At 36.0% G+C, this 18,667-nt stretch carries 12 protein-coding genes and 2 pseudogenes; 13 read left to right on the top strand and 1 reads right to left on the bottom strand.

Features of this window, described 5'->3' with window-relative positions; translation table 11 throughout:
* Nucleotides 1-108 precede the first annotated feature (108 nt).
* Nucleotides 109-1,491 (bottom strand): efflux RND transporter permease subunit, encoded by a 1,383-nt coding sequence (locus OPR17_RS06690; protein ID WP_265021597.1) that lies wholly within the window; start codon nucleotides 1,489-1,491, stop codon nucleotides 109-111.
* Here OPR17_RS06690 and OPR17_RS06685 point away from each other — a divergent pair.
* From OPR17_RS06685 to OPR17_RS06625, 13 genes and pseudogenes are all read left to right on the top strand, one after another.
* Nucleotides 1,483-1,623, top strand: coding sequence for a hypothetical protein (locus tag OPR17_RS06685; RefSeq protein WP_265021404.1), 141 nt, complete (start codon nucleotides 1,483-1,485; stop codon nucleotides 1,621-1,623). The genes OPR17_RS06690 and OPR17_RS06685 overlap by 9 nt on opposite strands.
* Complete coding sequence (locus OPR17_RS06680; protein ID WP_265021596.1) at nucleotides 1,586-2,479, top strand: IS982 family transposase; 894 nt, start codon at nucleotides 1,586-1,588, stop codon at nucleotides 2,477-2,479. The genes OPR17_RS06685 and OPR17_RS06680 overlap by 38 nt, the downstream gene beginning before the upstream one ends.
* Nucleotides 2,480-2,601: 122 nt before the next feature.
* Nucleotides 2,602-3,927: a dihydroorotase gene (locus tag OPR17_RS06675; RefSeq protein ID WP_265021595.1), complete on the top strand. Its 1,326-nt coding sequence runs from the start codon at nucleotides 2,602-2,604 to the stop codon at nucleotides 3,925-3,927.
* A 198-nt stretch (nucleotides 3,928-4,125) separates the two neighbouring features.
* The gene (locus tag OPR17_RS06670) at nucleotides 4,126-5,310 is read left to right on the top strand and encodes a dicarboxylate/amino acid:cation symporter (protein ID WP_265021594.1); all 1,185 of its coding nucleotides are present in this window, start codon (nucleotides 4,126-4,128) and stop codon (nucleotides 5,308-5,310) included.
* 3 nt (nucleotides 5,311-5,313) lie between these two features.
* Nucleotides 5,314-5,910: an orotate phosphoribosyltransferase gene (pyrE, locus tag OPR17_RS06665; RefSeq protein ID WP_006279657.1), complete on the top strand. Its 597-nt coding sequence runs from the start codon at nucleotides 5,314-5,316 to the stop codon at nucleotides 5,908-5,910.
* Between the two features lie 97 nt (nucleotides 5,911-6,007).
* On the top strand, nucleotides 6,008-7,837 hold the full coding sequence (gene typA / locus OPR17_RS06660) for a translational GTPase TypA (protein ID WP_065094924.1): 1,830 nt from the start codon (nucleotides 6,008-6,010) through the stop codon (nucleotides 7,835-7,837).
* 111 nt (nucleotides 7,838-7,948) lie between these two features.
* Nucleotides 7,949-8,131, top strand: a pseudogene (locus tag OPR17_RS06655) (transposase); the annotation flags it as partial.
* A gap of 12 nt (nucleotides 8,132-8,143) precedes the next feature.
* Nucleotides 8,144-8,238: pseudogene (locus OPR17_RS06650) on the top strand (Rpn family recombination-promoting nuclease/putative transposase); the annotation flags it as partial.
* 617 nt (nucleotides 8,239-8,855) lie between these two features.
* Nucleotides 8,856-9,074: a reverse transcriptase N-terminal domain-containing protein gene (locus tag OPR17_RS06645; protein WP_265021593.1), complete on the top strand. Its 219-nt coding sequence runs from the start codon at nucleotides 8,856-8,858 to the stop codon at nucleotides 9,072-9,074.
* Nucleotides 9,075-9,421: 347 nt separating this feature from the next.
* A complete protein-coding gene (gene clpB / locus OPR17_RS06640) occupies nucleotides 9,422-12,085 on the top strand; it encodes an ATP-dependent chaperone ClpB (protein WP_265021592.1) in 2,664 nt (887 codons plus the stop codon).
* 26 nt (nucleotides 12,086-12,111) lie between these two features.
* A complete protein-coding gene (locus tag OPR17_RS06635) occupies nucleotides 12,112-16,854 on the top strand; it encodes an NAD-glutamate dehydrogenase (RefSeq protein WP_265021591.1) in 4,743 nt (1,580 codons plus the stop codon).
* A 4-nt stretch (nucleotides 16,855-16,858) separates the two neighbouring features.
* Complete coding sequence (gene tatB / locus OPR17_RS06630) at nucleotides 16,859-17,155, top strand: Sec-independent protein translocase subunit TatB (protein ID WP_038250226.1); 297 nt, start codon at nucleotides 16,859-16,861, stop codon at nucleotides 17,153-17,155.
* Nucleotides 17,127-18,509 carry a PleD family two-component system response regulator gene (locus tag OPR17_RS06625; protein ID WP_265021590.1) on the top strand — a complete coding sequence of 461 codons (1,383 nt, stop codon included), beginning with the start codon at nucleotides 17,127-17,129 and terminating at the stop codon, nucleotides 18,507-18,509. Before tatB ends, OPR17_RS06625 begins: the two co-directional genes overlap by 29 nt.
* Nucleotides 18,510-18,667: the final 158 nt, after the last annotated feature.

The following is an 18,667-nucleotide window of genomic DNA, read 5'->3' as shown; positions in this document are numbered from 1 at the left end:
TGTATAACAAGCAACGCAGGAGTAAAGAATAAAGTTAAAACCGTTGCAGCCAATATTCCACTTGCTATGGTTGTTGAAATGTCAACCCACCACTGGCTTGATGGAGCATCATATGTGATTTGTAGCGTAAAAAAAATTGATATTTAACCTGGTAATCATCGGTATTAAACCAAGAACTGTGGTTGCAACGGTAAGCAATATTGGCCTAACGCGAGAAATTGCAGCGTTTATTACACATCGCTTGATGTCATTTTTGTGTACCTTAATTTGATGATGAAAGGCATCAAGCAATAGTATGTTATTATTCACTATAATTCCTGCCAAAGTAATTATCCCCACTCCACACATAACAACTACGAAAACTTGTTGGATAAGAAAGAAAACAAAAAACACACATGTTGTGGATAAAAACACTGCTGTCATTACGATAAATGTATGGTATACATTATTAAACTGTGTCACTAATACCAATATCATTAGTGTAATCGCTAATATAAAAGCCTTTAACAAAAATGCTCCTGATTTTTGTTGATCTTCTTTGTCGCCTTTAAAATCAATTTTTACTCCCTTGTCCCAATCCTGGGCAATAGAATTCTGAATGAACTTTACTCTTTCATCAACAAGATAGCCAGTATCAACGTCAGCAGAGATTGTCACTGTGCGTAATCCATCAATCCTGTTTAGTTTGTTTACCTTTTTTTCGGGAGCATATTTTACTATGTTGCTCATAGGATACGGGCCATTAACTGTATTGATAAAAAGATTGTCTATAGTCTTCATATTGCGGTCCTTTCTGGGGAAACGGAGTACAATATCGATTTCTTCATCCGTGTTATTTGGTTTATATTTTCCAATCAATACTCCATTTGTAACCATCTTTATAAAATCGCCAATGGTTGCAACACTTACTTCAGAGCTTGTAGCCTTACTCTTATCAACACTCATATTCCACTCTATTTCAGGTGCTGATCTGCTATCTTGAATATTTATAAACCCGGATGAAGGTTGGTTCATAATTTCTAGAATTTTCTCTGCTGCTAAATTCAAACTGGATACACTCCCGCTGAGGTTAATTTGTATTGGCTTGTCAGCCGACGGTCCTGGCTTTTCCTCTTGAACATTAATTATTATTCCTTTCATGTCTTGCACACTGCTCCTTATATCATTTAGTATGTGCTTAGCTTTGCGCCTGAAGCGCCAATCCATAAGTTCTAGTTGTATTCTGGCGATAACGTTGTCTGAAAATGCTCCTGATCTAGCATAAGAAACATGAATTTCTTTTTCAATGCTCAAAATCCGTTCTTCCACTTCTTTGAGTATCAGATCTCGTTCTTTGGCTGATAAGCTTTCTTTTGCTTTAACACTGATTAAAATATTATCTGAATCCACTTTCGGAAAAAACTTTACTCCAGGACCAAAAGTAAAGTACAGCACACTAAATGAAAACAAAACGAATACAGTAGCACATACGAATTTTTTAGGATGATCCAATACCTTTATAACGCGAATTCTGGATTAAAGGAGAATAGAAAAGGCAGAAAACAGGGTAAACTCAGCAGTTATAAAAAAATAGATGAGGTTACCCATGGAAGATATAACAAAACTGTTTTGTTTGGTCGATGATTTTTGCAGAGATATAGAGAAAAATTTTGCAGGCAAACTACTGCCAAATGGTAAAAAACCCACAAGAACAACGGAAATTGAGCACTCTGAAATCATGACAATAATCCTGCTATATCAACAATCTCCGTGTAAAAATTTCAAAACTTTCTATCTACATTACCTAACGTTGCTCTACAAATCAGAGTTTCCAAAGTTGCCTTCATATACCAGGTTTGTTGCTCTAAAGCCTAGGGTTTTGTGGCATTTAGCAATGTTGTTGCATTGGCTTTGTGGACAGTCAGAAAACACTGGAATTTCATATATAGACACAACTCCCATTGCAGTTTGTCATGCAAAAAGAATATCCAAAAACAAAGTTTTTGCTGGAATTGCAAAATTAAGCAAGAGTACTTACGGCTGGTTTTTTGGTTTCAAATTACATATGGTAATCAATGAAAATGGTGAAATTCATGCACTTACGCTAACAAAAGGCAATGTTGATGATAGGATACCTGTGCCAAATTTGACGGAAAAATTAACCGGCCTTTTGTTTGGTGACAAAGGTTATATTGCAAAAGAGCTTTTTCAGAAGCTGTTTGACCGAGGTTTGAAACTTGTTACCAAGGTGAAAAAAGGTATGAAAAATACATTAATTTCGCTAAATGAGAAGATTTTACTGAGAAAAAGGTCTATCATTGAGACTGTTTTTGGTTACCTAAAAAATAGACTAGAAATTGAACACACTCGCCATAGATCCCCTGTTGATTTCTTGGTTCATATCTTTTCTACTCTCATCTCCTATTCCATCAAATCCAAAAAGCCTTCTATTTCCTATACTTCCTTCCTTAATCCAGAATTTGCGTTAACTAGGTTATAAGAACCAAATCTTTAGGGTAATGAAAGCACTTTAATTCAAGACAGCTCTTAGTCTGTGTTTTAATTTGGTTGTGTTTTATTAAAAAAACTTTAAATTTATTTTATAATCGATACTCAAATATAATGACTCAAACTTGGGATTTGTTGCAAACAGGGCAAAAGGAAGGCTATAAAATTGCGTATACTAATGCTCGTATTATCGACCCGGAAACTAAACTTGATATAAAAGGTTCATTATTGACTGAAGGGGATAAAATTGTTGACTTTGGTGAATCATTATTTTCAACAAGTGGAGTTGATGAAACAATAGACTGTAAAGGGCTTGTTCTAATGCCAGGCCTTATTGACATTCACGTACATTTTCGTGAACCAGGCCAGGAACATAAAGAAACTATATATACAGGCAGCAAATCTGCAGTTGCGGGGGGAGTTACAACTGTAGTTTGTCAGCCAAACACTGTTCCAGCAATTGATAGCGTTATTTTGGCTAAATATTTGAAATATAGAGCACTTGAAACTTCACATGTAAACGTTGAATTTTACGCTAAAATCACCACTTCGGAAGAACACCTGACTGAAATGGCACTTTTAAAGGAAGCAGGTGCGGTTGGGTTCACCGATGATGGCATGCCAGTTATGAACCCAATGATTATGAGACAGGCGCTGCTTTATTCAAGTATGCTGAATGTTCCTATTGCTCAACATGCAGAAGATTTAAATTTATCTGCTGGTGGCGCAATCAACGAAGGTAAAATCTCTGAAGAATTGGGAGTAAAGGGGATCTTGAGTGCGTCAGAATCGGTTATGGTAAATCGTGATATACTGCTAATGAAGGATATGGAAAATGTGCACTACCATATTCTACATGTCTCTTCAAAAGATTCACTTGATGCTATTAAACGTGCAAAAGATTTGGGATTAAATGTTACGTGCGAAGTAACCCCTCATCACTTCACTTTGACTGAAGATATAGTAAAACAACATGGAGCAATTGCAAAAATGAATCCGCCGCTTCGCACTGAAGAAGATCGTTTAGCTATGGTTGAAGGTTTAAAGACAGGTGTGATTGATTGCATTGCAACTGATCACGCTCCGCATGATCGTAGTTCTAAAGATCTACCACTTGAAAATGCTGCATTTGGTATTGTTGGTCTTGAAACAATGCTGCCCCTTTCACTTGAACTCTATCACAGTGGGCAAATGGGTCTACTTGATGTGCTTGCAAAATTGACATATAAGCCTGCAGATATAATACACATACCACGTGGTCGTATACAAAAAAACCTTGCTGCAGACTTAATTTTAGTTGACCTCAATCATGAATGGGAAATTAAAACTGACAACTTTGCTAGTAAATCAAAGAATTCTCCTTTCGATGGTCGCAAAGTAAAAGGACACGTAGTACGTACTGTTGTGTCCGGCAAAACTATATACTCGCAGAAGAGTTAGTTATCATATCTTATCTATTCCAATTTGTTATCACCAGAATGGGCTAAGTGCACCTAAATTTAAATTAAGAAATCTTACACTGTCTCCGAATAAACACATCCTCTTATCTTTCCCTAATCTGTAAAGTTATTTTGTCTATCAATCTGATTCCAAAACAGCAAAATTATTGTATAATGTTACTTTGAAGTTTTATTTTCAATGCACAAGTTTGCAATACTTTTTTCTATACTGCTTGCGATAGTTGCTTACCACCTAAACAATGAAATCATATTTGAAATAGCAAAGCTATTTAGTGATATCTTTATCAGCTTGCTCAAATTAATAAGCTTACCTCTGGTTTTTTTATCCATAGTTTCCACAATTTCCGGGCTCAAAGACTCAATTGAAATCAAAGTCTTAGTTAAGAAAACACTATTTTATACTCTGCTTACAACTATTATAGCTGCGTTTGTTGCATTATCGTTTTATTTGTTAATAGATCCAGCAAGAAAAAATTTCATAAGTAATACAATAGGGAGTATTAACAGCAATAACCACAGTTATTTTTCATATTTAAAATCACTCATTCCTTCTAATTTTGTGCAAGTTTTTCTTGAAAATAATATGATTGGTAGCATATTAATCGCTTTTTTGATGGGTGGAGCTATTGTTTCACTTTCAAAAGAAAAGCAGGATATATTATATCAAGTATTCTCTGCACTTTTTGATACGCTACTTAAAATTGCTCAAGGGTTATTAAAATTTATTCCGCTTGCTGTTTGGTCTTTTATTACATGTTTTTTGCATGAATTAAAAGGCGGTAGTGAGTTCTACAACCTTTTATGGTATTTTGTTTGCATAATGTCTGCAAATTTTGTGCAGGCATTTCTGATTTTACCGCTATTTATGTGGTATAAAGGCATATCACCAATTCAAACGCTGAAAGGGGTTGTGCCGGCACTCACACTTGCGTTTTTTTCTAAATCATCCAGTGCAACATTGCCAACAACTATAGAATGTGTGCAGAACAAGCTAAAGGTGCCAAAGAAATTATCGTTTTTTATTTTACCAATATGCACAACAATTAATATGAATGCATGTGCTGCATTTATACTAATCACTGTAATGTTTGTTGCAGAAATGAACGGATACGCATTTTCCTTGAGCGAAATGTTGATATGGATTTTTTTAGCTACAGGGGCTGCAATTGGTAACGCTGGAGTGCCTATGGGGTGCTATTTTATGGCAACCAGTTATCTCGTATCGATGAATGTTCCTTTGCATATTATGGGACTGATTTTGCCTATTTATACAATCATCGATATGTTTGAAACTGCAATAAACGTGTGGTCTGATATTTGCATAACTCAGATAATTAATAAAGAATGTAATAGTGAAACTTAAAAAATGATATTAGACGAGAATAATCTAATAATAAAAGAATTTAAAGAAGCAGAAGCAATTTTGCATGGGCATTTTGTTTTATCATCCGGACTGCATAGTGACACATACATACAGTGTGCGAAGATTTTTGAAAATCCAAGCAGAGCCATGAAAGTTTGCGCATTATTAGCAGATAAAATAAAAAAAGAATTAAATAGCTCCATAGATTTAATATTATCTCCTGCAATTGGTGGAATAATTGTGGGTTATGAGATTGGCAGGCAGCTTGGAATAAAGACAATGTTTTGCGAGCGCGTTAATGGTAAGTTTGAATTACGCCGTGGATTTAAGATCAAAAAGGGTGAGAAAATATTACTTATCGAGGATGTGATAACCACAGGCAAATCTTCACTTGAAGCAGTGGAATGTGCAGAAGGGGAAGGAGGTAAAGTTGTTGCTGAAGCTTCTTTGATAAAGAGAAATAGTGAAACGAAACTGCCTTTTCCTGTCATATCTTTGATTGAACTGAACATCAAAAACTACAGCGAGGAAGAACTTCCAAGTGAATTAAAACAACTACCCATAACCAAACCTGGGAGTAGGGAATATTTAACAAAGTAATCCTATAATATCTCGGAAGCACAGCACAGCTTTAGTTATTTACTCTAAGTGTATTTTATGTATACTTATTACTAAATTAATTTTGAAATGATAGAAAATGAACGAATTTAAATCGATCCGTAATATAGCAATAATCGCACACGTTGACCACGGTAAAACTACTTTGCTTGATAACATGTTAAAACAAAGTGGTACGTTCCGCGAGAATCAAGAAGTTCAAGAGCGAGTTATGGATAGTGGCGACCAAGAACGTGAGCGCGGGATTACAATACTTGCAAAATGCACATCAATAATGTGGGGTGATGAAAAAATCAATATTATTGATACGCCAGGGCACGCAGACTTTGGTGGAGAAGTAGAAAGGGTATTGTGCATGGCAGACGGCGTGTTGCTGCTGGTTGATGCTGCAGAAGGTCCCATGCCACAAACAAAATTTGTGCTCTCAAAAGCACTAAAAGCAAATTTGAAGCCAATTGTGATAATCAATAAGGTCGATCGACCAGACAGCAGAATTGATGAAGTATTAAATGAAATATATGAGTTATTTTTTAACCTTGATGCAACCAACGAGCAGCTAGATTTTCCAGTGTTGTATGCTTCAGGTAGAAATGGCTGGTGTGCTAAGGAGCTTTCTGATGAAAGAAAAGATTTAAGCCCATTATTTTCAACGGTTATAGATTATATAAAACCTTCTGTTTATAATCAAAATGCACCTTTTGCTATGTTGGTCACTCTACTTGAGTCTGATAAGTTTCTTGGCAGAATATTGACAGGAAAGGTTTATCAGGGCATTGCAAAAGTCAATTCAGATCTTAAGGTGCTTGACCTCGATGGCAAAGTAATTGAACGAGGAAGATTAACTAAGTTGCTCTCATTTTCTGGCTTGAAACGCATTCCAGTAGAACAAGCTGTGGCGGGAGACATAATTGCAATTGCAGGGCTTGAGGAAGCTTCAGTTTCAGACACTATAGCAGCACCAGAGGTTACAACTGCAGTAAGCTCAACTCCAGTTGATCCGCCGACAATGGCGATTACTCTGAGTGTTAATGATTCACCTTTTGCTGGGCAAGAAGGTACAAAGCTTACCTCAACTGCTATAAAGGATCGCTTATACGCGGAGGCAGAAACAAATGTTGCAATTACTGTGACTTTAGCACCAAGCGGTGAAGCGTTTGAAGTAGGTGGACGTGGTGAGCTACAGCTTGGGGTGTTAATTGAAAATATGAGGAGAGAAGGTTTTGAGCTTTCGGTATCACGCCCTCGAGTGCTATTTAAGGAAGAAGATGGCAAAAAACTTGAACCTATAGAGGAAGTAGTAATTGATGTAGATGATGAATATAGTGGAATCATCATGGAAAAGCTCAGCTTCCGAAAAGGTGAAGTGACTGACATGAGACCTTCTGGTAATGGCAGGACAAGATTAACGTTTTTAGTGCCATCAAGAGGATTAATTGGTTATCAAGGAGAGTTTTTAACTGATTCTCGGGGCACAGGCATAATTAACCGTTTATTTCATAGTTATGCTCCACATAGAGGTCCAATTTCTGGAAGGCGCAATGGAGTTTTAATTTCTACAGATAAGGGTGAGGCTGTGGCATATGCAATTTTCAATTTGCAAGACAGGGGAATTATGTTTATTAAGCCACAAGATAAGGTATATTGTGGCATGGTTGTCGGCCAGCATAGCCGTGACAATGATTTGGAGATAAACGTGCTAAAAGGTAAACAATTAACCAATGTAAGAGCTTCAGGTAGTGATGAAGCCATAAAACTTACCCCTCCAAAGATAATGACACTGGAGGATATGATAGCGTATATAGATGATGATGAATTGGTGGAAGTAACTCCAAAATCTATACGTTTACGCAAGAAATTCCTTGATCCAAATGAACGTAAGCGTGCAGGAAGAGCAAAGAATAAGGAGTAATCAGAAGTTGAATATTTGTGTAAAATAGTGTATAATTATTCATCTCCTAATTGTATTTAATTATGGCCTTTTCGAAATTTCTCGATCTAAAAAACAATTTCGCGTTCAAGAGAATATTTGGCACTGAGAAAAAGGTCTATCATTGAGACTGTTTTTGGTTACCTAAAAAATAGACTAGAAATTGAACACACTCGCCATAGATCCCCTGTTGATTTCTTGGTTCATATCTTTTCTACTCTCATCTCCTATTCCATCAAATCCAAAAAGCCTTCTATTTCCTATACTTCCTTCCTTAATCCAGAATTTGCGTTATCATGGATGCTGAGATTGCCTCTAAAAAACAAAGTATTGTTGATGTTTTCTGTACTGATTCTGCTGGAACCCAGCTAATTATTGAAATGGTGCGACCTGGAAGTCTTCGGTCATATTGTTTAAAAGGAGAGGAATTCCTTCAGAAAGAAACTAAAAGAGTTCTAAAACTTATTAAACCAGATGTTTTGCCATCTGAGTCTACGCATCAGTGCGAATCGGGTAACCGGTTGGTGCCAAGCGATGCGGACAATGAACCTCCCCTTGAAAAAGAAGATGCTCAATCGTGAGAGGAGCATAAACTACAAGCATCATGTGGTTGGAGAGCTAGGCTAGTGGTATGGTGAACGTAAGTGAAGCTTCATAAGTATCATAACGATTAAAGAGCTAAAGATGCTGATAAGCTCCGACCAAAAGGTAATGTGACATTTTTCATTTCTGGATGTACGCAAATCACCGTTATAGAGAAGTCACCTAACCCACTGTTGTATGACAGAAGGAACAGGGTAAGCCTGTATTTCCGCCTATATGGCAAGCAAACTGCAAGGAACGCTGATGAAAATGCAGGTAAAGGATAATGGAGAAAGCGAATGCCATTTTGTAACGAAATGGATAGAATTTGTAACATTAATTCGCGTGAAAACGAGCAGACTTCCATTTGGTCCCTCGTGACAAGAAACTTTGTTAACTACTTGAGGTAGAGAAGCAGATGATTACAAGTAAAACTGTAAGTGCGCCTACCAACAGCTCTGAAGCATGGAACCAGTTATCATGGAAGAAATGCCAAAAAGTTGTTATGAGGCTACAAAGACGTATTGTTAAAGCTGTCCAACAAGGAAGATGGGGTAAGGTGAAAGCTTTACAGCATCTTCTCACACGCTCCTTTAGCGGCAAAACTTTAGCTGTTAAAAGAGTAACTGAAAACTGACCTTACCCACAAAAATGATGAAGAAATTAGGAATATTTTTTACAAAAAGGACAATACTAACAAAAGAATTTTATTCTATTTAGAATATAAAGTTACAATAAATTTTCCTGTCATCTCCAAATAAATTACATTAACTTAGTATTGTATATTGTTAATGACTTAAATAACACAACCATTTTCAGCAACAAAAACCAAAGGTCTTGAGATACAAGATATTTGTATGGTTACTATGATAGTTCCTTTTTTAAGAAAGTTTTAAATTTCATACCTAACAATAAACAACTTTAGGTTTTAATTTATGAAATCAGTTGTTATATACATCAGCAAATACGGATTTAACTGGTGTTATGGACTTAAATAAATTTACCGAAAAAGCAAAAAGCCTAATTCAAAGTGCTCAGATGAAAGCGTTGGGAGCTGGGCATCAGATTTTTATGCCTGAGCATTTACTCAAAGTGATGCTTGAGGATGAATCAGGTTTAGTTCAGGATTTGATAAACGCTTGTGGTGGAAGTGTGCAAAGTATTTCTGATGCTGTGGATAGCGCAATAAAAAAGTTGCCAGTAATTGAAAGTCCAGGAAGTGGTGGCCTTCAACTTTCAAGAGAAATAGCAAAAGTTTTTGAAGATTCAATTGGTATTGCAAAGAGAAATAAAGATTCATTTGTTACTGTTGAGCGTTTACTGCAGGGCCTCACTGCACAAAAAGATGATACTGTAGGCAAAATTCTGGCAGAAAATGGTGTTACACCGCAAAAATTAAATTCAGTTATTGCAGAAATGAGAAAGGGCAGCAGTGCGGACTCGCCAAACAGTGAGGAAAAATTAAACGCGGCAAAGAAATATACAAAAGATGTTACAGAGCTTGCTATGCAAGGAAAGCTTGATCATGTAATTGGTCGTGATGAAGAGATCAGAAGGACTATGCAGGTATCACTGAAGCGGACAAAAAATAATCCAGTGCTGATAGGTGAACCTGGTGTTGGAAAAACTGCAATAGTCGAGGGGCTTGCAAACAGAATTGTTGCAAACGATGTGCCACTTGGTTTGCGTGATGCAAAGGTTTTAGCTTTGGATCTTGGTGCATTAATCGCTGGAACGAAGTTTAGAGGAGAATTTGAAGAAAGGTTAAAAGCAGTGATTAATGAAATTTCAAAAACAGAGGGAAAAGTTATCTTGTTTATAGATGAGCTTCATACTTTAGTTGGAGCAGGAGCAATAAGTGGTGCAATGGATGCTTCGAATCTGCTGAAGCCTGCTCTTGCGCGTGGAGAAATTCGCTGTATAGGAGCCACAACTTTAGATGAATATCGTGAACATATAGAAAAAGATCCTGCACTTGCACGGCGTTTCCAGCCTGTGTTTATCTCTCAACCAACTGAAACTGATACCATTTCAATACTCAGGGGTTTGAAGGAAAGATATGAAGTGCATCATGGTATAAGAATTACAGACGGTGCAATAATTGCTGCTGCAACGTTGTCCAATAGATATATAACAGATAGGTTTTTACCTGATAAAGCAATTGATTTGATTGATGAAGCAGCAAGTAGGGTGAGAATTGAAATGGATAGCAAGCCTGAAGTTATTGATGAACTTGAGAGAAAGGTTATACAGCTAAAGATTGAAGCAGAAGCTCTAAAAAAAGAAAGTGATGAAAATTCTAAACAGCGTTTAAAAAAGATAAATGAAGAGATCGAAAATCTAAACAGTAAATTTGCTGACTTGAACAGCAAATGGCAGATGGAAAAGAATAAAATAGCTAGAATACAAGAAACAGTTGAAAAATTAGATAACGCCAGAAAAGAGCTGGAATTGGCTCAGCGGAGTGGAAATTTAGGAAAAGCAGGAGAGCTGATGTATGGTGTGATCCCTCAGCTTGAGAATGAATTAAAAAATCAGGAAAAGGTTACTGATAGTTTCTTAAAGAAAGAAGTGACTGGAGATGATATTGCAAACATTGTTTCAAAGTGGACAGGAATTCCAGTTGATAACATGATGCACAGCGAAAAGGAAAAACTTCTTAACATGGAGAATGAAATAGGAAGAAGAGTAATAGGGCAAAAAGGCGCGATAGAAGCAATAAGTAATGCAGTTAGGCGCTCTCGCTCTGGTGTGCAAGATACTAATCGACCTTTCGGTTCATTTTTATTCTTAGGCCCAACCGGGGTTGGAAAAACAGAACTGGCAAAAGCCTTAGCTGAGTTCTTGTTTGATGACCAATCAGCACTTCTACGTTTTGACATGTCAGAATACATGGAAAAACACTCTGTCTCAAAGCTAATTGGTGCACCTCCTGGATATGTTGGTTATGAGCAAGGTGGAAGATTAACTGAAGCAGTAAGAAGAAGGCCATATCAGGTAATCTTATTTGATGAAATAGAGAAGGCAAATCCAGATATATTTAATCTATTGCTGCAAATTCTCGATGAAGGGAGACTGACTGATAGCCACGGCAAATTGATTGATTTTCGCAATACCATACTGATTTTAACTTCTAACCTTGGTGCAGAGATAATGCTTAAGGGAGTTACAGAAAATGAGACTCTACCTCCTGTCATCCAAGTAGCTGACACTGGGATCCAGATGCAGATTCCAGCGTCACGCGCTGGAATGACATCGGAAGGAGGAGTTGCTAACTCTGTAAAAAGCGAAGTGATGCAAATAGTTAAATCAGCATTTCGTCCAGAATTTTTAAACAGATTGGATGAGATTATTATATTCCACAGTTTAACCAGAGATGACATCTATAAAATTATAGATGTTCAATTTTCTTATTTACAAAAAACACTTGCTAAGCGTAAACTGAGTATAAGTTTGTCGCAGGAAGCTAAAGAACTAATAGCACAAACTGGCTATGATCCTGAATATGGAGCAAGGCCCCTAAAAAGGGTTATACAAGAGTGTATTCAAAATAATTTAGCTAAATTAGTTTTATCAGGGGAAGTAGTAGAAAATGATGAGCTAATAGTGTACGCTCTTGATAATGAAATCTTAGTTAAAAAGGTTTAAGTTCACTGTGTATTTTTGTTAAAAAAATGTGTATAGATCATAATGTTGACACTGAGTCTTTATTTAAGTTAGCTGATCAAGAAAATCAGCAAGATAAAGAAAAAATTAAAAAATTTATTAAGTATTTTTATAGTTTTGTTTATAAAAGCGACCTAAAAGCCAACGATAAGTTTTTCCTATATATTGTAAACGATGCTTACAATTTTGTTTCTCAAAAAGAGAAAGATGAAAGTAAGTTAGTAGTAAGTAATATAGATGATATACCAGGAATAGAAGGCGATTTTACCACGATTAAGATAACAAACGATGATATGCCATTTTTGGTTGATTCTGTTATTGCAACTATTAAATCGCACAATTTAACCATATGCTATTACAGCAACAGCGTAATTAACATTAAAAGAAAAGATGGCCTAATAGACGAGATTTACCCTTTGGAAGAAAGCAATGGAATCAAAGAGTCAGTTATATATGTAATTATCAAAGGTATAAGTGACAGTTTTGTTGATACATTAAAAGAATCTCTACAAGAAACGCTGAAAGCAGTTAATTGCGTTGTGAAAGATTGGCACTTAATGCTTAAGAAACTTGATGAGGCAAGTCTTTCTGTCATCCCAGTACTTGATCAGGAAAAGGACACGTGGATTCCAGTGTCACGCACTGGAATGACACCATACCGAAATCAAGAGCAAAAAGATTTTCTAGTTTGGCTAAAGAACAATAATTTTGTATTTCTAGGTTATCAGGAATATATTGCTGGTAAAGATGAAAAACTCGTCTGTGACAGCAAAAAGGACCTTGGCCTGATGAGAGTAGGTCAAAGTACGTTGATTCCTTCTGCAAACTTTGATTCCCTATACATATTAAGATCAGATCTAATCTCAATAGTCCATCGGCGTACATACATGAATTGTATAGGAGTAAAAGAATTTGATGACCAGGGTAATGTGGTAAAGGAACGGCGTTTTTTCGGGCTATTTACTTCTGTAGCGGAGGTTCAAGATATTCGAACTATTCCAATAATAAGAGATAAAGTTAAAGTTATAGAAAAAAGTGCAGGGTTTGTAACCGGGGGCCACAATAACAAAGCTTTAATTTCTATTTTACAAGCATTCTCTTGTGATGAATTATTCCAATCAAATGAAGACGAATTATTTAAAATTTGCATTTCGATCATGTCTCTTGCGATTAGGCCAAGGGTCAGATTATTTTTAAGAAGAGTCGGGGATTTTATTAGTTGCATAGTGCTGATACCAATGCGTTATGCTAGCGCTAGGCTAATGTTCAAGATACGCGACATATTGAAGGATGAGACAAGTGCAGGAAGTTCAGATATTTATAACAATCACATTATCAATGAATATGATTTGATGAAATTGCACGTGGTGCTAAAGGCTAAAAACGCTAGTGTTCCTGATGATGAAGTTTTGCGTATCGAAAACAAATTAAGGAACATTACGGAAAAGTGGGAAGATCGTTTTATAGACAATTTATATAATACTTTTAGCACTGTTGAGGATATATTCATCCGTTATTGCAAGGCATTTCCAATAAGCTATCAAGAGAGTTTCGAACCTCATGACGCATATTACGATATGAAAAAATTGGAAATAGTGAGGAAAAAAGGAGTTAGCGAGGTCGATTTAAGACTTACTCGTGATAATCTTAATTATCAATTAAAGGTTTATACTCCAAGCAATGGAGGTCTTGAATTATCGAAGATATTAAGAATTACTAAGAATTTGGGAGCTAAGATTCTATCTCATAATGGCTATTACATAGAAATTAATGGTGGAATATGGATACACCATTTTGTGTTGTCAAGAGTTGATGAATTAATAGACAACATTACTCTGAAAGAACAATTTGAAATAACGCTTGCAAAAGTATTTAGCAAGGAAATTAAAAATGACTATTTCAATAGTTTGATCATTATTGCTGGGCTCAAGTGGAAGGAAGTGCTTCTGGTTAGAGCGTTAAGTGCTTACCTAAAGCAGACGTCATTTAACTATAACCCAGAATATATGCAAAAAGTGGTCTCAGAGTATCCAAAAGTAGTAAAGTATTTGATAGAATTATTTCACTCAAGGTTTGATACTAAAATAGATATCGATAGGGCAGAAACTACTAACATTTTGACAGAAAAAATCGAGGAACTTCTAAAGGAGATCAGCAATGCTTCACATGATTACGTTTTGCGCTCGATATTTAACTTGATAATGGCTATTTTAAGGACCAGTTATTATCAAGATAATAAACCCTACTTATCCATAAAATTTGACTCAAGTAAAGTGAATGGTTTGTCTGATCCTCGTCCGTATCGTGAATTATATATTTATTCAAACCTTTTTGAGGGAATACATCTAAGAGGAGGGAAATTAGCCCGTGGTGGCTTAAGGTGGTCGGATAGGACGGAAGATTTTCGCACTGAAGTTTTGGGGCTCATGAAAGCTCAGATGACAAAAAATGCGGTTATTGTCCCTGTTGGCGCAAAGGGTGGGTTTGTAATTAAGCAAGTTTATAAAGACAAAGATACTTTAAGAGAGAAAAGTGTTGAGTGCTATAAGAGTTTTATTAGAGGAATGCTTGATATTACTGATAACGTGGTTGATGGTGAAATAATTCCACCAGAGAATGTGATTAGGTATGATGAAGACGATCCATACTTGGTAGTTGCAGCAGATAAAGGCACTGCTTCATTTTCTGATTATGCCAACCAGATAGCCTCTGAATACAATTTTTGGCTTGGCGATGCATTTGCATCTGGTGGATCAGCAGGTTATGATCACAAAAAAATGGGTATTACAGCCAGAGGTGCATGGATTGCAGCACAGAGGCATTTTTGGAAAATGAATAAGGATATTTACCAGGATACAACTGTTATTGGAATTGGAGATATGGCTGGCGATCTATTTGGAAACGGTATGCTGCTTTCAAAAAATATACATTTAATCGGCGCATTTAACCATATGCATGTTTTTGTTGACCCAAACCCTGATGCAGAAAAGAGTTTCACAGAGCGTAAACGTCTCTTTGAGTTACCATTTTCAACTTGGATGGATTATAATAAAGATTTGATTTCTAAGGGTGGAGGAGTATTTGAGCGTAGCAGCAAGCAAGTAAACATTTCTCAAGAAATAAAAGAATGCTTTGATATAACAGAAGATATGCTACCTCCAAGTGATTTGATTAGATATCTGTTGAAAGCAAAAGTGGACTTCATATGGAATGGAGGAATTGGCACGTTTGTTAAGGCAAAGAGTGAAAATCATAGCATGGTCGGTGACAAAGCAAACGATGAGCTGAGAGTAAATGGTAAGGATATTAGAGCTTCTATGTTTATAGAGGGTGGAAATCTTGGTTGTACACAGCTTGGAAGAATAGAATATGCTGAAAAAGGTGGATATATCAATGCAGATTTTGTTGATAATTCAGCCGGAGTGATATGTTCGGACCTTGAAGTTAACATTAAGATTGCATTTGTTTCAGCTATGAAAGCAGGGGGTATTTCTTTAGAAAAAAGGAATGAAATACTGGCAAGTATGGTGGATGAAGTTGCATCCAAAGTGCTTGAGAACCACAACAAAATTGAAACAAAAGCATTACTTCTTGAGTGTTTGCAAGCTAAAGAGAGATTGGAGCAGCACCACAGGTTACTGCTCAGTTTAGAAAAATCTGGGCTGTTAAACCGAAGCGTAGAATTTCTTCCAACTGAAGAAGAGATAGCAAGGATGTTAACTGGTGCAGAAGGTTTCAGTTCTCCTCAGCTCTCTGTTCTAATGTCTTATGCTAGAACAGCAATAAAAAATGAAATTATACATTCCGATCTGTCTGAAAAAGATCTTATATCTCATGACTACTTGCTAGGTTATTTTCCTAAAAAGATGGTAACAAAGTTTAAGGATTTCATATTAAAACACCAACTTCGTAGAGAAATTATCTCTACTTGCATTGCAAATGATGTAGTGAATAGAATGGGCTGTATATTCATCAATAATTTGGCTGAGAACACTGGAATTAAGATACAAGAAGCGGTTAACATATATATTGTTGTTAACCACCTGTATGATTTAAACAGCCTGTGGCAGAAAATTGATGAATTGGATGGAAAAATTGATGTTAACTCATACTTACAAATAGTGAGGAACGTGCAGAAATTTATTGGCAGAGTATCATTTTGGCTAGTGAAAAATCTTGGCAAGCTTAGCTTTGTAGAATTGGATGATGTTACAAAATTTAAAGATGCAATTGAAACTTTAGGCCAGAACTTAACTGATGTTTTAGATGAACACCTATTAAAGATCTATAGCCATGGATCAACTTCTTTAGTAGAATTTAATATAAATAAAGATCTAGCAAAAAAAGTTGCTGATCTATGCGTTCTTGCTTATGCACTGGACATTATATCTGTTGCTGAACAGACATCTTTGTCCATTCTTGATGCTGGTAAAATATACTTTGAGTTAAAGTCGCTGTTAAGATTCGATCTGATTAGAACAATTGCCATCAAGATGAAAAGCCGCTCTTCTTATTGGGATCGCAGCTTAGTTAATGATTTATTGGACGATTTAAGCAATTACCATCACAAGCTAGCTGTTAAAGTCATAAAAGCTACTGATAACCCTGAAGATAAGGTTCAAACCTGGGCTTGTAATGATAAGGACTACATAAAACGTTATAATAGTTTTTTAGATGAGATGGTTGCTTCTAAACTTGATTTAAGCAAATTAATATTTATAATCAGAAGGATTAAAGTACTTGCTTCATAGGAAAATGTTCAATATAGGTCTTTCAGAAATTTTAGTTGTAGCTTTAGTGAGCATAATTGTTCTTGATAAAAATAAGGTGCCTGTATTTATTGATCTTATTAGGAATGTGTATAAGTATCTTATGATTATAAAATCAAAAGCTAGGAGGTTATTGAAAGATGCAGGAGTTGAAGACTTATATAAAGAATGTAATGCTGAGAAAGTAAATTACATAATTGGTAAAAATGGTAAGCTTTATCCTACTTATGATATAGATAATACATCTAAAGATAATGACAGCAAAGATTCTGGTAGTAGATGATGTACTATCTAATGTCAAGCTTTTAGAAGCTCGACTAAAAGCAGAATACTATACGGTTATCGTAGCTCATGATGGTGAAGAAGCTATAGATTTAGTAGCAAAGCAGCAGCCCGATATTATATTACTTGATATCATGATGCCAAAGATGAATGGCTTTGAAGTTTGTAAGGAGCTAAAGAGTGATCCCTTGACAACCCATATTCCAATAATTATGGTAACTGCGCTGCATGACACTCATGATAGAGTGCAAGGTATTAATGCTGGCGCGGATGATTTTCTGACTAAACCAATAAACGAAACTGCTTTATCTGCAAGGATCAAGTCTCTCACGCGCTTAAAAATGATTATAGATGAATTGCGTTTAAGAGGAGAAACTAACGCTGAGATTGGTGGAGTCGCAGGAAACAGTATTATGGATTATTCCAATCAGATTTTTGATGCTAACATACTTGTTATAGATGAGGATGTTCATCAAGCAGAGCAGATATATAATATATTAAAGCAACGCTTTAGGTCAATTAAAATACTGAGTGATCCAATGGAAGCATTGAAGGTTGGTATTGAGAATGGTTACGACCTGATCATTTCTGATATGCAATTTTCAAAAACTGACGGCTTGCGTTTGTGTTCTGAGTTTCGTAGTAAGGTGGAAACACGTTATACACCAATTCTGATTCTTTCTGAGGATTATGATAAAAACAATTTAGTAAAAGCACTTGATGTAGGTGCTAATGATTATTTAACAGTACCTTTGGATGAGGGTGAGCTAATAGCAAGGGTTAATTCGCAAGTAAAACGCAAAAGATATCAAGATGCCTTGAGAATGAATTTATTTAATAATGCGGAAATGTCTATAAAGGACCCATTAACTAACTGTTATAATAGAAGATATTTTGATGCACACTTAAGAAACATTGTTAAGGACTCTGTGGAAAAGGATAGAAGGTTGTCTCTTATGATACTTGATATAGACTATTTTAAGATAGTGAATGACAGTTTTGGGCATAATGCTGGAGATGAACTTTTAAAGCAAATACAGAAAAGAATTTCTGAAAATATCAGAGTGACAGATTTACTAGCTAGGTTTGGTGGTGAGGAGTTTGTTGTTGTAATGCCAGATACCAATGTATCAGATGCGTATACTATTGCGGAGAGAATACGAAAAATTATTGCTAAAGAACCTTTTGTACTTGCGGATAAAAATACAACCCATAATGTAACTGTGAGCATTGGAATTGCAGAAATGCAAGGATCTGACTTTGATGATATTAAAAAATTTATAGTACGTGCTGACAGATATTTATATAAAGCAAAAAACAGTGGTAGAAATAGAGTGGTTACTGGCTATAGCTAAAGTGGCTTAAGTTTACCGACAACCGTCATTCCACTACTCGTTAGCGGAATCTATGCTGAGATACCGCGAATGAATCGCGGTATGACGGTTCGCGACAGCATGACGATAAGGTTTATACCTTTTCATTCCAGTGCTTGACACTGGAATCCAGTTTTCCA

The organism is Wolbachia endosymbiont (group A) of Icerya purchasi (assembly GCF_947251635.1).
In the GTDB taxonomy this organism is placed as follows: Bacteria; Pseudomonadota; Alphaproteobacteria; order Rickettsiales; family Anaplasmataceae; genus Wolbachia; species Wolbachia pipientis.
This window is presented reverse-complemented; position numbering and strand designations above follow the sequence as displayed.

Coding starts and splice junctions, on each gene's coding strand:
- OPR17_RS06685 (WP_265021404.1), top strand. CDS start 1,483: ATGATCCAATACCTTTATAACGCGAATTCTGGATTAAAGGAGAATAGA.
- OPR17_RS06680 (WP_265021596.1), top strand. CDS start 1,586: ATGGAAGATATAACAAAACTGTTTTGTTTGGTCGATGATTTTTGCAGA.
- OPR17_RS06675 (WP_265021595.1), top strand. CDS start 2,602: ATGACTCAAACTTGGGATTTGTTGCAAACAGGGCAAAAGGAAGGCTAT.
- OPR17_RS06670 (WP_265021594.1), top strand. CDS start 4,126: ATGCACAAGTTTGCAATACTTTTTTCTATACTGCTTGCGATAGTTGCT.
- pyrE (WP_006279657.1), top strand. CDS start 5,314: ATGATATTAGACGAGAATAATCTAATAATAAAAGAATTTAAAGAAGCA.
- typA (WP_065094924.1), top strand. CDS start 6,008: ATGAACGAATTTAAATCGATCCGTAATATAGCAATAATCGCACACGTT.
- OPR17_RS06645 (WP_265021593.1), top strand. CDS start 8,856: ATGATTACAAGTAAAACTGTAAGTGCGCCTACCAACAGCTCTGAAGCA.
- clpB (WP_265021592.1), top strand. CDS start 9,422: ATGGACTTAAATAAATTTACCGAAAAAGCAAAAAGCCTAATTCAAAGT.
- OPR17_RS06635 (WP_265021591.1), top strand. CDS start 12,112: ATGTGTATAGATCATAATGTTGACACTGAGTCTTTATTTAAGTTAGCT.
- tatB (WP_038250226.1), top strand. CDS start 16,859: ATGTTCAATATAGGTCTTTCAGAAATTTTAGTTGTAGCTTTAGTGAGC.
- OPR17_RS06625 (WP_265021590.1), top strand. CDS start 17,127: ATGACAGCAAAGATTCTGGTAGTAGATGATGTACTATCTAATGTCAAG.